Origin of the sequence: Acutalibacter sp. 1XD8-33 (assembly GCF_003612555.1) — a bacterium.
Classification (GTDB): Bacteria; Bacillota; Clostridia; order Oscillospirales; family Acutalibacteraceae; genus Acutalibacter.
The window spans coordinates 219,029-233,472 of the sequence record NZ_RAZF01000002.1 but is presented as its reverse complement, the minus strand read 5'-3'; the positions used below and the strand labels follow the sequence as shown (position 1 = coordinate 233,472).

Below are 14,444 nucleotides of genomic sequence, written 5' to 3'. Positions count from 1 at the left end.
AATAGTGAAAGGCTTTCGTCCGCCCTCAGGCGGGTCCCGGCTTTTGCGAGGGTTTGCCCCCAAGGGCAAACCCTCGGTTTGAAGAGAACCCGGCTTCCTGGAAGCCGGGTTCTCTTCGGAAGAATTTCGCGAAGCGAAATTCGGCAAAAGCCGGGGTTGGCGGGGCCTCAGCATAGGCTGTATAGCTAATTAAGTTCAAAAGAATCCAAAGAGTCTTTTGAACCAGGCGGCGGAATCGCCTAACTTAAGAATTTGATTTTGCAATTCTCAAGTTAATTTACTATAGTCCAAGCCAATCTCCCTCTGGGCAAAAGCGTTCAGCTCCGTACCGGCGGTATGCCCGGCCCGCAGCTCATAAAAGCCCTGGGCGGCGATCATGGCGGCATTGTCTCCGCACAGGCTCAGCTCTGGGATGGAGAGAGGTAGCCCGAGTTCCTGGCTGAGGGAGGATAGATTCCGGCGAAGTAGGCGGTTGGCAGAAACGCCCCCGGCGGCGGCAAGCTGCTTTGTCCCTGGCTGCCGGGCGGCAAGGCGGAAATGGTCCACCAGGTATTCTACCACCGCTTTCCGGTAGGAGGCACATAGATCAGGCACACTTACAGCCTCCCCGCGCTGGGCGGCGTTGTGCAGTAGATTCAGCACGGCTGTTTTGAGTCCGGAAAAGCTGAAATCCAGAGGCGAACCCGTCACTTTGGGCCGGGGAAGCCGATAGGCGGACGCATCCCCTGTCTCGGCAATTTTATCCAGCTCCACCCCACCGGGATAGGGAATCCCCATGGCCCGAGCAGCTTTGTCAAATGCTTCGCCTGCGGCGTCGTCCCGGGTTCGGGCCAAAACTCGGAGCTGGGTGTAGGTCTCCGCCTGCACAATATGGGAGTGCCCACCGGAGACGACCAGGCATAAGAATGGAGGTTCCAGCTGGGGATTGCTCAGATAATTGGCGGCGATATGCCCCCGCAGATGATGGACGGGGACCAAAGGCAGTCCGGCGGAAAAGGCCAGAGCTTTGGCGAAATTCACCCCCACCAGCAAGGCACCGATGAGCCCCGGAGCATAGGTGACCGCCACGGCGGAGACATCCTCCAGGGTTTTGCCCGCCTGGGAAAGAGCCTCCTGGGTAACGGCGGAAATGGCTTCGCTGTGGCGGCGGGAGGCAATTTCCGGTACCACACCGCCATATATTTTGTGCTCCGCGATCTGGCTTGCCACAACAGAGGAGAGAATTCGGCGTCCGTCCTCCACCAGCGCGGCGGCAGTTTCATCGCAGGAGGTTTCGATCCCCAGCACGATCATGAGCGATCCACCCTTTCTTCATAAGAACCGCCGGGTAAAAATGAGCGCGTCCTCGGCGGGCTTTGTATAAAAATTTTTTCTCCGGCCTTCCAAAAGGAAGCCCAGCCGGAGGTATAGCTCTATAGCGGCCTGATTGGAGGGCCGGACCTCTAGGGAGAGGAACGATCCGCCCCGGCGGCGGGCCTCCTGAAGGAGAGCGGAGGTGATTTGCCGCCCGATTCCCCGGCGGCGGCATTCCGGCAGGACGGCAATATTATCTACATAAAATTCTCCGGCGGCAAAGCGCATTCCACCATATCCCACCGCAAGGCCTTCATCTACAGCTACCAGATATACGGCATTGGGGTTGGATAGTTCTTCAGCCAGGGCCTGGCGGCTCCAGGGAGAGGAAAAGCAGACGCGCTCTATTTCTGCCACAGCCTCCAGATGGCCAGCGCTCATAGGGACAATCTCCATAGGGCCTAGCTCTCCAGGCGCAGAAAGGGAGCGGCAGTCTGCTGATAGAATAGCTCCAGCTGCTCCGCCAGCTTGTCCCGGCAGCGGCGGTAGGCGTCCAGATCCTGGCCAAAGGGGTCCTCGATATAACTGGGAACGTAGATCTTCTGGCTGGGAGCGCCGGCCTGCTCTAAAATGTAGGCGTGGGTTCGGGACATGGTAAAAAAGGTGTCCCATAAGTCGAGCTCGCTGCCAGAAATCCGCCGGGCCTGATGGCTGGAAATGTCAATGCCCAATTCCTGGCAGACCAGTATGGCGTTTTTACTGGCGGGCAGGCCCTCCGCAGCGGAAAGACCTGCGCTGTCCAGGATAAACCGGCCAGCCGTGTCTTTTTGCTGGACCAGAAGCCGGAACAGCCCCAGAGCCATAGGGCTGCGGCAGGTGTTGCCTGTGCATACAAACAGGATTTTCATGGCAGAGCCTCCTCGGCATGTACTCAAATAATTATAGTATACCTAGCGGGAAAAAGCAACAGAGGAAATTGCCGGTTCCAGGAGGACCCCTCTCTCTTGTGTTCTGTATAAGCAATTTACACTATTTATAAACAAGAAAAATTTTCCAACAAATTTATAAAAATCGCTTGACAAATTTATAAACGAGGTTTATAATAGAGCCATAAGGTTGAGAGAGAAAGAAATGGAAATGCAAAATATAGGAACAGTATTATCCAGACACTTATATGGATATTGAGGGTTGATTCTGATCTGTGCTGGATATATAATGAACCCATAGCGGAAAGAAAAAGAAATTCACAGGGAAAGGCGGGCGGCGGCACAGTGAGAATCTCAAGGAAAATGCTGGGGAAAACATTGACCGAGGAAATCAGCCCGGACGCAAGGCGGGAGGCAATGAGTCTGCGCAGGCAGAAACAGAGTTTCTTCCGGTTTCTGGAGAGTTTTGATGGCGAGGGGTTTGAATTTGCAAGCCGGTCCGCGCGAAACAGCACAATCAGCTAAAAATATTCCATAAACTTTATAAATTGTGAAAGGGGAAAGCATGATGAAACACAACAATTATACTGGCAAAAAATGGATTCAGACAAAAGATGGCGGAAACAATGGCTATGCGGCAATTTCCCGCAGGCAGGCCGCCAATTATGAGCGGTTCATGCAGGAAAAGGCGGACGTGTTTCAGACTACGGAAAAGAAAGCGCAGACCCTGTTTTGGGCCATGAGCTAAAGGGCGCTCTCAGCCATGCCGCTGGGAGGCAAGAGAAATTCACATAGATTTCATAAATTGATAAGGAGAAATTCACTATGAAAAAGTACAATACGAAAAAGATAAACAAAAGCTGGAAGGAAAATGTTCACGAATATATGACCCGCAGACAGGCTGCTAACTATGAGCGGTTCATGCAGGAAAAGGCGGACGTATTCCAGGTCACAGAAAAAAAGGACCAGGCTCTGTTTTGGACCATGAATTAACGATCATAAGTTTTTCGTCACTCCCATATATAAAAAGCATATCCCTCTGTTTGGAGGGATATGCTTTTTCATGAGGAGGACTCAGGCGGGGCGGGAGAACCCGAAATAGCTGAGCAGTCCGTAATAGATGCCTCGGGCAAAGCCTCGCTGGTCGTCCCGCAGCTTCAGGGCGTCAGAGGAATTGGTCAGATATCCCAGCTCTACCAGCACGGCAGGCATAGAAGTGCGCCGCAGCACATAGAGGGAGGGATTTACCCGTACCCCATTGTCTCGGGTGCCGGCCTGGTCTACCACGCCGTTGAGAATGTGTTGGGCCAGCCAATAAGACTGGGTGCCCGCCTGATAGACATACACCTCGCTGCCGTTGATGGCCGGGTTGGGGTTTGCGTTGCAGTGGATGCTGATAAAGTAGTTGGCAGGCCAGGAGTTCGCCATGGATACCCGGGCCTGCAGGCTGGTGGCATTGCTGGTTCCCAAAGAGTCGTTGGGGCTGTTTCGGGAGAGCCTGGCTTCAAAGCGAGGGTCGCTGTTGAGCATTTGAGCCAGAATGACGCCTACGTTATAGGTAATGTCCTGCTCCCGCAGGCCGTTGCCTTCCGCGCCGGCGTTCACGCCCTGAGGGTTGTGGCCTTGGTCGATGAATATGCGTATTGGCATGATGCCGCCTCCTTATTAATTGATAACCACGCTATTCTATTCCGACACGGCCCCTAGAGTTCCCGCCCCCAATTTTTTTCCATACTTTTGGGTTCCGAGATGGTCTTTCCAAGGGAGCAAAGCGCTGTTTGGCAGGAAAATACCTTGCAATTTTTCTTAGAGTATGATATAGTTATAAAAATAGTTGGCTATTGTGTACTACAGATAGAAGTAGCGGGAAGGCGGGGTGGATATGGATATTTTACTGATCGGTGGCGGTCAGGTAGCCGATGCCATGATCGACAGGCTGAACAAGAGCGGAGATCGGGTCTATCTGCTGAGCGGACGCCGTGAAAACGGCATGTCCCGGAAAAAGGTCTTTGAAAGATATGACTTTTCTTATGAAGACGACAGCATGAAGGACATCTTCGAAAGCGTGAAACCGGATGTGACCGTATTTCTGGGCGCATGGGACAGCAACTTCGACTGGCAGAAGGCGCGGCAGGAATCCGTGCGGTATACTTCGTCCCTGATCAACATTCTGTCCGCGTATTCCATGCTGGGAAAGGGCCGCTTTGTGTATTGTTCCTCCCAAGAGGTTTATGGCGGATCCTACCCGAACAATGTGCCGGAATCCCGAAAGGCCTCCCCGAAGGGCTTCAAAGCCATGGCGATTGCCCAGGGAGAGGATATCTGCGCCAACTACCGCAGAAACCAGGGTATGGAGATGGTAACTCTGCGGTTTGACAATTTGTACTGTGTTCCCCAAAAAGGCCGGCCCCAGGATGACCCTTGTTTTTCTGTGTGTCTGGAGGCGCTGAAAAGCGGCAGGGTCTTTGGCAGCAACCGGGAAGTTTTCTCCATGATTTTTCTCAAGGACGCGGTGGAACTGACATATAAAATCATTTCGGCGTCAACCCTGCGTCAGTCTTTATATCATATTTCCGCTATGGAAGAGATCAATGGCGTCCGGCTGGCTGAGCTGGTGCGGGGGGCCATGGGCGGAGGTATTGAACTGGTGGACGACTCGGTGGGGGAGTATCACCGGGTGATTCTGGATGGCAGCGCCTTTCAAAAGGAACTGGGACAGAAAATCCTCACCAGCTATCAGGACGGCGTGACCCAGGTCGCCCAGTATATGAAGCGGCACAGCGAGTCCTTCATTCACGCGGAGGACGCGGGCGGTAGCCGGATGGGCCGGTTCTGGCATGGGGTAAAGGTGGTTTTCACCACTCTGGTGCCCTACATAGAAAACATAACCTGCTTTTTCCTGTTTTTCTTTCTGAATAATCTGGCGGCGGGCAGCGGATATGTGGCCCGGCTGGACTTCTTCCTTTTGTATGTGCTGCTTTTCGCGGTGATCCACGGCCAGAAACAGGCGGTGCTCTCCGGCCTTTTGGCTGTGGGGGGATACTGCCTGCAACAGATGTACTCCCGCACAGGCTTTGAGGTGTTGCTGGACTACAATACTTATGTGTGGATGGCCCAGCTGTTCATTGTGGGCCTGGTGGTAGGCTATATAAAGGATCAGCTGCGCACCGTAAAACAGGAGGACCGGGACGAGATTGCCTATCTGGAAGGAAAGCTGTCGGACATTATGGATATCAACGACAGCAATGTGCGGATGAAGGAGAACTTCGAGACGCAGCTGGTAAACCAGAGAGACAGCCTGGGCAAGATTTATGAGATTACCTCTGGCCTGGAGAGCCAAGCTCCGGAGGAAGTGTTGTTTTCCGCCGCGCGGATTCTCTCGGAGCTGATGGATTGCGGCGATGTGGCGGTATATACCGTTGCGAACCAAAACTATGCCCGGCTGTTTTCCTCCACTTCCCTGGAATCCAGAAGCCTGGGAGGATCCATTAAGTATACGGATATGGACGAAATGTACCGTGAACTTAAAGAGCGCCGGGTCTATATCAACCGAAATATGGCGGATAAGCTGCCTCTGATGGCCAGCGCTGTCTACAATGACGGGGAAATAGCGCTGATATTTATGCTGTGGGGGATTCCCTGGCAGCGGATGAACCTGTCCGAGGCCAACCGGCTGGCGATCATCGGCCAGCTGGTGCAGTCTGCGGTGGTACGGGCCAATCAATACCTGGAGGCCCTGCACAGCCAGAGATATGTGGGCGGTAGCCGCCTGCTGGCAAAAGAGGCGTTTTTGCAGCTGGCAAAGGCTTTCTTCCGGGCGCAGGATCAGGGGCTTACAGAGTGTACGCTTCTGGAGGTGCCTGTGCCTGGCGGAGACTGTGTGGGCGCCGCTGCGGTTTTGGATGGCAATCTCCGGCAGACAGACTATATGGGCGCGGTAGAGAAAAACAAGCTCTATGTACTGCTCTCCAATACGGGGAGCGAAAGCGCGAGCTTTGTAATAAACCGTTTCCGCACTGCGGGCTATGAGAGCCGCCTGATGAAGGGGGGCTCTCTGTGAACCTTACCTGGGAAGAGCGGACATTTGTTGTGATATGGCTGCTGAACCTGCTGGTGGCGGTGGTCTACCTGTTGCTGGGCATCTTGGTGATCTCCCCGGCCCGTACCGAGAAAGAGCGGCGGCAGGACCTGGAGGTGCAGCATGACAACCGGCGGACCTATCTGCTGCGTTTTGTGGTAATGGTGCTGTGCCCGGTGGTGGGGCCGCTGTTTTTTATCCTTTCCTATATTTTGTTCCGGCTGCCTCTGTGGCTCCAGCCGAACCTGGAGGATGTGGTGTTCAGCAAGGAGAGGGTGAAAACCCAGCTGAGGGCCGATGAGGAACGGGAGCGGGACATCGTGCCGCTAGAGGAAGCGGTGTTCCTCAACGAGAACAAAGACCTGCGTATGGTAATGATGAACACCCTGCGGGGGGATTTCCAGAACTCTCTGGGCGCCTTTGTGCTGGCGCTGAACAGCAAGGACTCTGAGGCCGCCCATTATGCGGCTTCGGTGCTGAGCAGCGAGCTGAACGAGTTCCGGTCCAACGCCCAGAAAATGTACAGGGCAATTGCTCAGGAGTCCACGGAGGAAACAGAGTATGAGCTTCAGCTCTTGGACTATATGGACAAGGTCCTCAAGCAAAGGGTGTTTACTGAGCTGGAGCAGAAAAAACTGGTGGAAATGATGGAGGCCGCTGCGGCCTCTCTGCATTCCAAGGATGCTTCTCAGCTTACGGAGAAGCATTATGAGGATGTCTGCCTGCGGCTTTTGGAACAGGAGGACTATGGGAAAGCGGAGACCTGGTGCCTGCGCCTGGCGGAACAGTATCCAGACTGTCTGCCTGCCTATACGTGCAGGCTGAAGCTGTACTTTTCCTTAAAAAACCGAGAGGCCTTTTTCGCCACTCTGGCGGCGCTGAAAGCGTCGGATATTGTCATCGACCGGGAAACTCTGGAGCTGGTGAGGGTGTTCGGCCAAAATGGCCCTTGGAAAGGAATTACAAGCCCTCATGGGCTATAAGGAGGGACACAATGGTATCGCGCCGGAACTTTTTATCCATTGCGGCAATTATGCTGGTGGTGTTTTTCCTGTTCCAGTTTTCCAACGTGGCTTTGGAACAGTGGAATGACTATGAAGAAAATCAAAGCGCTGTGGATGTAAACAGCCTTGCGGCAAAAAGCGCCGCCTATACCCTGGACGGGGGAGACGGCCTTTGGAAAACCGCCCGCCCTCAAGTGGCCTATGTGGGGGATGAGGCCAGCGCTGTCGGCCGGATGGTGCGCAGCTGGGCTGCCTATACCAAGCGGAGCTTTGTTGCCAGCTCCAGGCTGGAGCTCATCTCTCTGGGAGAAACGCCCAGAGAGATGATAGTTCTTGATGCCGCCGCTCTGGATTGGAGCGGCAGCGGCCTTTGTCAGACGCTGAAGACCTATACTGCGGAAGGAACGTCCCTGGTGTTTGCCAGCCTGCCGGAACCCGAGGTAATTCAAAGCAATCGGGAGCTGATGGACCTTCTGGGCATTCAAGAGGTGCGCCAGGAGGGTACAAAGGTGAAAGGAATTCATCTTTATAAGGGATTCCTTCTGGGCGGCGAGATGATCTATCAGGGAAAGGACGAGGAAGAGAACGAAAAACGCCAGGATATGGAGCTGGAAATGCCTTGGTATGTGCTGGCCTCCGGCACGAAAACCTATATGAAGGGGATCCCCTCAGAGAAGGCGGAAGTGGAGGACCATCCGGCTGTGATCTGGCGGAAAAGCCTGGGCGGAGCCTATGTGTTCGCTGTAAACGGCGATTATATGGAGGATTCCACCGGGCTGGGCATTTTGTCGGCCATGGCGGCTGAAATGAGTACATATACGATTTACCCGGTGGTGAACGCTCAGAATCTGGTGCTGGCCAATTATCCCGCGCTGGCCCTGGAAAACAGCGGGCAGATGGTGGAGTATTACAGCCAATCCATGCGGGGGGTATTCCGGGACATTTTGTGGCCGGCCCTTACCACGGTTTTCCGCCAGAGCAATCTGGGGCTTACCTGTATGATGGCGCCTCAACTGGACTATAACGATGCCAATCTGCCGGACCGGGTGCAATTCATCTTTTATATGAAGTCCCTCAACGAGCTGGATGCCGAGGCGGGGCTTTCCGGATTTTCCGTATCTCAGACGGACATAGCGGATAAGCTGACCCAGGATTTTAGTTTTATGAGGGAGAACGAGTTGAAGTACCAGTTCACTTCTTTTTATGTTGGAGGGCTGGAGGCCGCCCAGATTGCGGCGGCGCTGGGCTGGATGGAACTGGATTCTGTGCGCACGGTAGTGACTCCCTGGGAAGGGGAGAGCGAACTGATCGGCTACCAGACGGAAACAGTTACCCGGCAGCAGGCTGTGGCGGACGGATTGAACCATACTTATCGGGGAGATTTCCGGGTGCGCAGCGTGGAGACGGCCCTGGCATATAATAATGTGCTGGTGGATATGGCCCGGCTGGCCTATCCCGAAAGCCAGGAGGATACCTGGGAAAAACTGTCTGCTGGCTTTTCCTCAAATGTTCCCCGGCTTAAGGAGCTTTTTCCGGCTTTTTCTGGCACAACCTTGTCGGAAAGCGATGGCAGAATTAGAAATTTTCTAACACTGGACTACGCTCACAGCCGCCAGGGGGAAACAGTTACCTTGAAGCATACCGGAGAGGGCCCAACCTGGTTTATCCTGCGGGTCAATCATGGCTCTGCCGGAGATGCGGTCGGAGGCAGCTGCCGGCGGATAGAGGACGGGGTGTACCTGATTGAGGCACAGGAAAAAGAGGTCACGTTCAGGATCAGCGGAGCGTATTTGGACTAAAGGAGGGCGGCAGGATGCGGATTTGTATGATAGTGGAGGGCTGCTACCCCTATGTGGTGGGCGGCGTGTCCAGTTGGGTGCACAGCCTGATCAGCTCTTTTCCCAAACAGGAATTTGTGGTAGTGGCCATTGTGGCGGACCGCTCCCTGCGGGGGAAATTCGTGTATACCCTGCCGGACAATGTTACGGAGGTCCATGAGCTCTACTTAAATGATGTGGACTGGGGAAGCAGGCGGCGCAAACGGATGAGCCGGGTGGAATACAACGCTCTGCGCAGCCTGCTTTTGGACCAGCAGGTGGACTGGGAAACGCTGTTTAACTATTTTCAAGAGGGCTCCTGCTCTCTGAACGGTCTGCTCATGGGGGAGGACTTTTACCACGCGGTGGCCGAGTGCTACCGGCTGAACTACAGCCAGATGGTGTTTTCTGACTTTCTGTGGATGATGCGGTCTATCTATCTCCCACTGTTTCATACCCTGAAGATGCGGCTGCCAAAAGCCGACCTGTACCATTGTCTGTGTACCGGCTACGCGGGGGTCCTGGGCAGTATGGCAAAGCATCTCTATGGCACCAGGCTGATGATTTCGGAACATGGCATCTACACTCGGGAGCGGGAGGAGGAACTGGTAAAGGCCAAATGGGTCCAGGGAATCTACAAAAATATCTGGATCAACCAATTTCGGAAAATGTCCCGGCTGGCTTATAACCGGGCGGACCTGGTGACCAGCCTGTATGAACATGCCAGAGAGCTCCAGCTGGAGCTGGACTGTCCCGAGCGCAAAACCATGGTGACGCCCAACGGGATCCATGTGGAGGACTTTCAGGATTTGCCGGGAAAAAGCCAGGAGGATCAGAACTTCATCAACCTGGGGGCAGTTCTGCGGATAACGCCCATCAAAGATGTGAAAACCCTGATCCAGGCGTTTGCCTTTGCAAAAGAGAGGGAGCCCGCCTTAAAGCTGTGGGTGATGGGCCCCTGGGACGCGGACGAGGATTACGCCCGAGAGTGCTTTGAGGCGGTGGAGGATCTGGGCCTGAAAGACGTGGAGTTTACCGGCCGGATCAATGTAAAGGAATATCTGGGGCGGATGGATATGACGATTCTCACCAGCATCAGCGAGGGACAGCCCCTGACGATTTTAGAGAGCTTTGCCGCCCACAGGCCGGTTATTGCCACAGATGTGGGAAACTGCCGGGGGCTTGTCATGGGAGAAGAGGATGAATTTGGCCAGGCGGGGCTTATCACGCATATTATGAATTTGGAAGAGATTTCCCAGGCCATCGTGTACCTTGCCCATCATCCGGAAGAACGGAAGCGAATGGGGGAAAACGGTTACCAGCGCGTCATGGCCCGTTACAGGATCGAGCAGATGCGCGACACCTATCAGAGCATTTACAACAGCTTTGCCGAAAGCGGCGCCTCCCCAGAGAGCGGGGAGGCTTTAGAGAACAACCAAGAGGGGGTGGAGTAAATGGCGGGCATTGGCGTCAGATTAAACCGAATTTTTGAGAAGCAGTCCATCGCCGCCAGCCTGGTGGGCTTTGTCTATGGATCCTGCATCACGGTAGCGCCTATGGTGCTGGTAATTGGCGTCATTCTGTTGATGGAGTGGCTGCTGGGCTTTGATACATTGGGATACTATGCCCGGGAGCTCTTCTCCTGCACTGTGCTGTATACCTTCATTTTTGCGCTGCTGTCTGCCGCGCCCTTTAACGCGGTACTCTCCAAGTATATGCAGGACGCCATCTTTGAAGAGCGCTACCAGGACATTCTGCCCTGCTACTATCTGGGCCTTGTGATGAACTTGTCCCTCAGCTGTCTGCTGGGCATTCCCTTCTGCCTGTGGGAGCACTTTGTGGGCGGGGTGGGCGTGGCCTATGTGTTTACGGGCTTTTGCGGATATGTCTCTCTGGTGATGGTGTTCTATTCCATGATCTATCTTTCCATCTGCAAGGACTACGGCAGAATTTCCCTGTTCTTCCTGGTGGGCATGGGAGTCACCTTTGGCCTGGCTCTGCTGCTGCGGTTCCGGGCGGGATGGGGAATTACGGAGAGTATGCTCTTTTCCCTGACAATCGGTTTTTTTCTGATCGCGGTGCTGGAATACGGTTCTATCCGGCGGTATTTTGCCAAGAACAGCAATCGCTTCTGGCCGGTGCTCCGCTACTTTAAAAAGTATTGGCATTTGGTTGCCATCAACTTTTTCTATATCCTGGGGCTGTACATTCACAATTTCGTGTTCTGGACCACGGACATGCGCATGGTAGTAGCCGATTCTTTCGTCTGCAACCAGCCCTACGACATGGCCACCTGTCTTGCCATGTTCACCAATATTTCCGCCACGGTGATTTTTATCGCCCGGATAGAGATGCATTTCCATGAAAAGTATAAGGCCTACTCCGAGGCCGTAATCGGCGGCAAATTGGCGGACATTCAAAGCGCCAAACGAAAGATGTTCCGGGAGATCGCGGGAGAGCTGCTGGACTTGGCCCGGATTCAGTTTATCATCTCCGTGGTAGTCTATCTGGGGTTTGTGGTGATCCTGCCTCGGTATGGCTTTGCGGGCATGGTGATGCGCATTTATCCCTGCCTGGCGGCGGGCTATTTCATCCTGTTTTTGATGTATGCGGGGATTCTGTTCCTTTACTATTTTAACGACATGCGGGGCGCTGTGCTCACGGCAGTGAGCTTCTGCGTGGTAACCTTTTTGGGAAGCATTCTGTCTACCCACTTGCCGGAGATCTGGTATGGCCTGGGGGTCGTAGCGGGTTCCTTTGTAGGGTGGTGTATTGGTTATGGACGGCTGCGCTGGGTGGAACGGCATCTGGATTCCCAGGTGTTCTGCAAAGGCAACTTGATTGAGCACGGAAAAGGACTCCAACCCTCCAGCAAGGTATACGAAAAGGCGCTCAGCGACTGACGGCGGAGGTGGAATATGGGAATGGCAGATATCATAAAATATGGAATCATTTTTATGGGCATCGCGATTATGCTGTCCAGCTTCTGGTTCCATTCGATAAAGAAAATGACCTCTGATCTGGCGGTGGTCTGGTGTCTGTTGGGCCTGGTGATGGTGGTGGTGGGGCTGGTTCCGGCCCTTTCCGCCTGGATCAACCGGATTTCCGGCTGGACGGGGCTGGCCTTGTTTGGGGTAGGGGCGGCCTGCCTATGGGGGGCCTTCCAAATCTGTCTGCTGATCTCCCAGCTGCTCACCCAGAATCAGGAGCTCGCCATGCAGGTGTCGCTGCTATTGGAAGAGAACCGGAGGATTTTAGCAAAACTAGAGGAGAGAGAAGAGGAGTCCGGTCTGGCCAGTGCCAAGAAAAACAGGGAGGAAGGGCTGGATCTGGACGATGAAAAAGATATTGCTTGTCATTAACACCCTGGGAATAGGCGGAGCGGAAAAGGCTTTGTTGGGGCTTCTGGCGCGGTTGGACAGCCGGGAGTACCAGCTAAGCCTTTACGTGCTGCTGGGCCGGGGAGAGCTGGCGGAAAAGATCCCCGGCCATGTGCAGGTGCTGAACCGGGAGCTCAGCAGCGGTTCGGTGCTTAACGGCGCCGGACGGCGGGCCATGGCGGGCGCGGTAGCCAGGGGCTTTTTTCGAAACGGCGGATGCTTAGGAAAGTTGGCCTACATAGGGGAAAACTTTGTCAGGATGGTAAAAAAAGGCAGAGTGCAGACAGATAAACTCCTGTGGCGGACTGTAGCTGGCGGAGCGGAGCGGTTTTCAGAAACCTACGACTTGGCGGTGGCCTGGATTGAGGGGGGCTCGGCCTACTATGTGGCAGAGCATGTCCGCGCCAAGAAAAAGGCGGCCTTTATCCATATTGACTATGAGAACGCTGGATATACCAGAGAGATGGATGAGAACTGCTGGGAAAAATTTGACCGGATCTTTGCCGTTTCAGAGGAGGCCCAGACTCATTTTTTGAAGGTATATCCGGAATATGCGGAAAAGACCGGTGTGATCCATAACATCGTGGATCAGGAGGAGATCCGGTTGAGGGCACAAGAGCCCGGGGGCTTTTCAGATGATTATCCCGGCTTTCGGCTGCTTACGGTGGGACGGCTCACTTACCAAAAAGCTATTGATGTGGGTATAGATGCCATGAAGCTGCTGAAGGACCGAAGCGTTTCCGCAAGATGGTATGTGCTGGGAGAAGGAGAGCTGCGGGGGACTTTGGAGAGACAAATCAAGGTGCTGGGATTGGAAAATGACTTCCGGCTTTTGGGCGCGGTGGAAAATCCCTACCCCTATTACGCCCAGACGGATGTGTATGTTCATGCCACCCGGTTTGAGGGACGGAGTATCGCCATACAAGAGGCTCAGACGCTGGGACGGCCGGTAGTCGCTTCCGACTGCAATGGCAACCGCCAGCAGATTACGCCTGGAGTAGATGGACTGCTCTGTCCCTTGGAAGCGGAGGCTCTGGCGGGAGTAATCGAAGAGCTGCTGGGAGACGAAGGCAGACGGCGGGCATTGGGCGATGGGGCCCGGGCAAAAAAAGTGCCTGCGGAGGATCTGGGCAAATTATTGGAATTGTTGGAATAGGAGAGCACTGTGCCATGGAGAACAAGGAACTTTTAATTATCATACCGGCCTGCAATGAGGCGGAGAATCTGCCGGGCGTCTTGGATCAGCTAGAGCGCAGCGGGGCCCTTTTTCTGGGGGACGTGCTGATTATCAACGATGCTTCTGAGGACGCCACGCCGGAGATCGTGAATCTTCGCCACTATAGAATGGTGACAAATGTGTTTCGGCTGGGGTATGGGGGCGCGATACAGGTGGGCTATAAATACGCGGTGCGGGGGGGCTACCGGTACGTGATCCAGATGGACGGGGACGGGCAGCACGACGCCTGTAATGTCCCGGTGATCTATCAGGCCCTGCGACGCCGGGACAATCTGGGAATCTGTCCGGATATTGTTCTGGGCACAAGATATCTGAAGGGCAGCCAGAGCTTTCCCCTTTCTCTGGCAAAACGGGGAGCTCACCGCTTGTTCCGTTTCGTGATCCGTCTGATGACGGGATATATCATTTCCGATCCTACCACAGGCTTGCAGGGGCTGAGCCGCCGGGCCTTTTCCTGCTATGCGGAGTATGATAATTTCGATATCCGGTATCCGGACGCCAACATGCTTTTGCAGATGGTTCTGCTGGACTTTCAAGTCATGGAGGTTCCGGCGGTGATGCACCCCAGAACGGCGGGAAAGAGCATCCATTCCGGGCTCAAACCGGTCTGGTATATGATACGGATGCTGTTCAGCATATTGGCTGTGGTTTTCCGGATCAAACTGCTGAAAATGGGTTCTAAAAAGGCGGAAACATTGAAGATATAGGA

Annotated in this window: 14 protein-coding genes; 10 read left to right on the top strand and 4 right to left on the bottom strand. The window is 54.3% G+C overall.

Annotated elements, in window-relative coordinates:
- Positions 1-267 precede the first annotated feature (267 nt).
- Genes tsaD through D7X94_RS03015 form a run of 3 tightly spaced genes read right to left on the bottom strand, consistent with a single transcriptional unit; the run spans position 268 to position 2,201 of the window.
- On the bottom strand, positions 268-1,293 hold the full coding sequence (tsaD, locus tag D7X94_RS03025) for a tRNA (adenosine(37)-N6)-threonylcarbamoyltransferase complex transferase subunit TsaD (protein WP_120426220.1): 1,026 nt from the start codon (positions 1,291-1,293) through the stop codon (positions 268-270).
- An 18-nt stretch (positions 1,294-1,311) separates the two neighbouring features.
- On the bottom strand, positions 1,312-1,734 hold the full coding sequence (gene rimI, locus D7X94_RS03020; RefSeq protein ID WP_243111118.1) for a ribosomal protein S18-alanine N-acetyltransferase: 423 nt from the start codon (positions 1,732-1,734) through the stop codon (positions 1,312-1,314).
- A 20-nt stretch (positions 1,735-1,754) separates the two neighbouring features.
- Positions 1,755-2,201, bottom strand: coding sequence for an arsenate reductase/protein-tyrosine-phosphatase family protein (locus D7X94_RS03015; protein WP_120426218.1), 447 nt, complete (start codon positions 2,199-2,201; stop codon positions 1,755-1,757).
- Positions 2,202-2,787: 586 nt separating this feature from the next.
- On the opposite strand from D7X94_RS03015, the gene D7X94_RS03010 reads away from it, so the two are divergent.
- Entirely contained in the window at positions 2,788-2,967 is a 180-nt protein-coding gene (locus D7X94_RS03010; protein ID WP_147401648.1) for a hypothetical protein, read from the top strand.
- Between the two features lie 77 nt (positions 2,968-3,044).
- The gene (locus tag D7X94_RS18310) at positions 3,045-3,212 is read left to right on the top strand and encodes a hypothetical protein (protein ID WP_158590872.1); all 168 of its coding nucleotides are present in this window, start codon (positions 3,045-3,047) and stop codon (positions 3,210-3,212) included.
- Between the two features lie 81 nt (positions 3,213-3,293).
- On the opposite strand, the gene D7X94_RS03005 is transcribed toward D7X94_RS18310, so the two are convergent.
- Positions 3,294-3,869, bottom strand: a complete 576-nt coding sequence (locus D7X94_RS03005) for an N-acetylmuramoyl-L-alanine amidase family protein (protein ID WP_120426216.1) — start codon at positions 3,867-3,869, stop codon at positions 3,294-3,296.
- A gap of 232 nt (positions 3,870-4,101) precedes the next feature.
- Here D7X94_RS03005 and D7X94_RS03000 point away from each other — a divergent pair, with 232 nt between their 5' ends.
- The 8 genes from D7X94_RS03000 to D7X94_RS02965 are packed head-to-tail and all read left to right on the top strand — an operon-like array spanning position 4,102 to position 14,442.
- Positions 4,102-6,279, top strand: a complete 2,178-nt coding sequence (locus D7X94_RS03000) for an NAD-dependent epimerase/dehydratase family protein (RefSeq protein WP_120426215.1) — start codon at positions 4,102-4,104, stop codon at positions 6,277-6,279.
- Positions 6,276-7,280: a hypothetical protein gene (locus D7X94_RS02995; protein ID WP_120426214.1), complete on the top strand. Its 1,005-nt coding sequence runs from the start codon at positions 6,276-6,278 to the stop codon at positions 7,278-7,280. Before D7X94_RS03000 ends, D7X94_RS02995 begins: the two co-directional genes overlap by 4 nt.
- An 11-nt stretch (positions 7,281-7,291) precedes the next feature.
- On the top strand, positions 7,292-9,100 hold the full coding sequence (locus D7X94_RS02990; protein WP_120426213.1) for a DUF2194 domain-containing protein: 1,809 nt from the start codon (positions 7,292-7,294) through the stop codon (positions 9,098-9,100).
- Between the two features lie 14 nt (positions 9,101-9,114).
- On the top strand, positions 9,115-10,572 hold the full coding sequence (gene pelF / locus D7X94_RS02985; RefSeq protein WP_120426212.1) for a GT4 family glycosyltransferase PelF: 1,458 nt from the start codon (positions 9,115-9,117) through the stop codon (positions 10,570-10,572).
- Entirely contained in the window at positions 10,573-12,021 is a 1,449-nt protein-coding gene (gene pelG / locus D7X94_RS02980; RefSeq protein WP_120426211.1) for an exopolysaccharide Pel transporter PelG, read from the top strand.
- A gap of 21 nt (positions 12,022-12,042) precedes the next feature.
- Positions 12,043-12,480, top strand: a complete 438-nt coding sequence (locus tag D7X94_RS02975; RefSeq protein ID WP_158590871.1) for a DUF2304 family protein — start codon at positions 12,043-12,045, stop codon at positions 12,478-12,480.
- Positions 12,455-13,654 carry a glycosyltransferase gene (locus D7X94_RS02970; RefSeq protein ID WP_120426209.1) on the top strand — a complete coding sequence of 400 codons (1,200 nt, stop codon included), beginning with the start codon at positions 12,455-12,457 and terminating at the stop codon, positions 13,652-13,654. Before D7X94_RS02975 ends, D7X94_RS02970 begins: the two co-directional genes overlap by 26 nt.
- Before the next feature lie 14 nt (positions 13,655-13,668).
- Positions 13,669-14,442 carry a glycosyltransferase family 2 protein gene (locus D7X94_RS02965; RefSeq protein ID WP_120426208.1) on the top strand — a complete coding sequence of 258 codons (774 nt, stop codon included), beginning with the start codon at positions 13,669-13,671 and terminating at the stop codon, positions 14,440-14,442.
- Positions 14,443-14,444 lie beyond the last annotated feature (2 nt).

Coding starts and splice junctions, on each gene's coding strand:
- pelF (WP_120426212.1), top strand. CDS start 9,115: ATGCGGATTTGTATGATAGTGGAGGGCTGCTACCCCTATGTGGTGGGC.
- D7X94_RS02965 (WP_120426208.1), top strand. CDS start 13,669: ATGGAGAACAAGGAACTTTTAATTATCATACCGGCCTGCAATGAGGCG.
- D7X94_RS02970 (WP_120426209.1), top strand. CDS start 12,455: ATGAAAAAGATATTGCTTGTCATTAACACCCTGGGAATAGGCGGAGCG.
- D7X94_RS02990 (WP_120426213.1), top strand. CDS start 7,292: ATGGTATCGCGCCGGAACTTTTTATCCATTGCGGCAATTATGCTGGTG.
- D7X94_RS03015 (WP_120426218.1), bottom strand. CDS start 2,201: ATGAAAATCCTGTTTGTATGCACAGGCAACACCTGCCGCAGCCCTATG.
- pelG (WP_120426211.1), top strand. CDS start 10,573: ATGGCGGGCATTGGCGTCAGATTAAACCGAATTTTTGAGAAGCAGTCC.
- D7X94_RS03005 (WP_120426216.1), bottom strand. CDS start 3,869: ATGCCAATACGCATATTCATCGACCAAGGCCACAACCCTCAGGGCGTG.
- D7X94_RS02975 (WP_158590871.1), top strand. CDS start 12,043: ATGGCAGATATCATAAAATATGGAATCATTTTTATGGGCATCGCGATT.
- D7X94_RS03010 (WP_147401648.1), top strand. CDS start 2,788: ATGAAACACAACAATTATACTGGCAAAAAATGGATTCAGACAAAAGAT.
- rimI (WP_243111118.1), bottom strand. CDS start 1,734: ATGAGCGCTGGCCATCTGGAGGCTGTGGCAGAAATAGAGCGCGTCTGC.
- D7X94_RS18310 (WP_158590872.1), top strand. CDS start 3,045: ATGAAAAAGTACAATACGAAAAAGATAAACAAAAGCTGGAAGGAAAAT.
- D7X94_RS03000 (WP_120426215.1), top strand. CDS start 4,102: ATGGATATTTTACTGATCGGTGGCGGTCAGGTAGCCGATGCCATGATC.
- tsaD (WP_120426220.1), bottom strand. CDS start 1,293: ATGATCGTGCTGGGGATCGAAACCTCCTGCGATGAAACTGCCGCCGCG.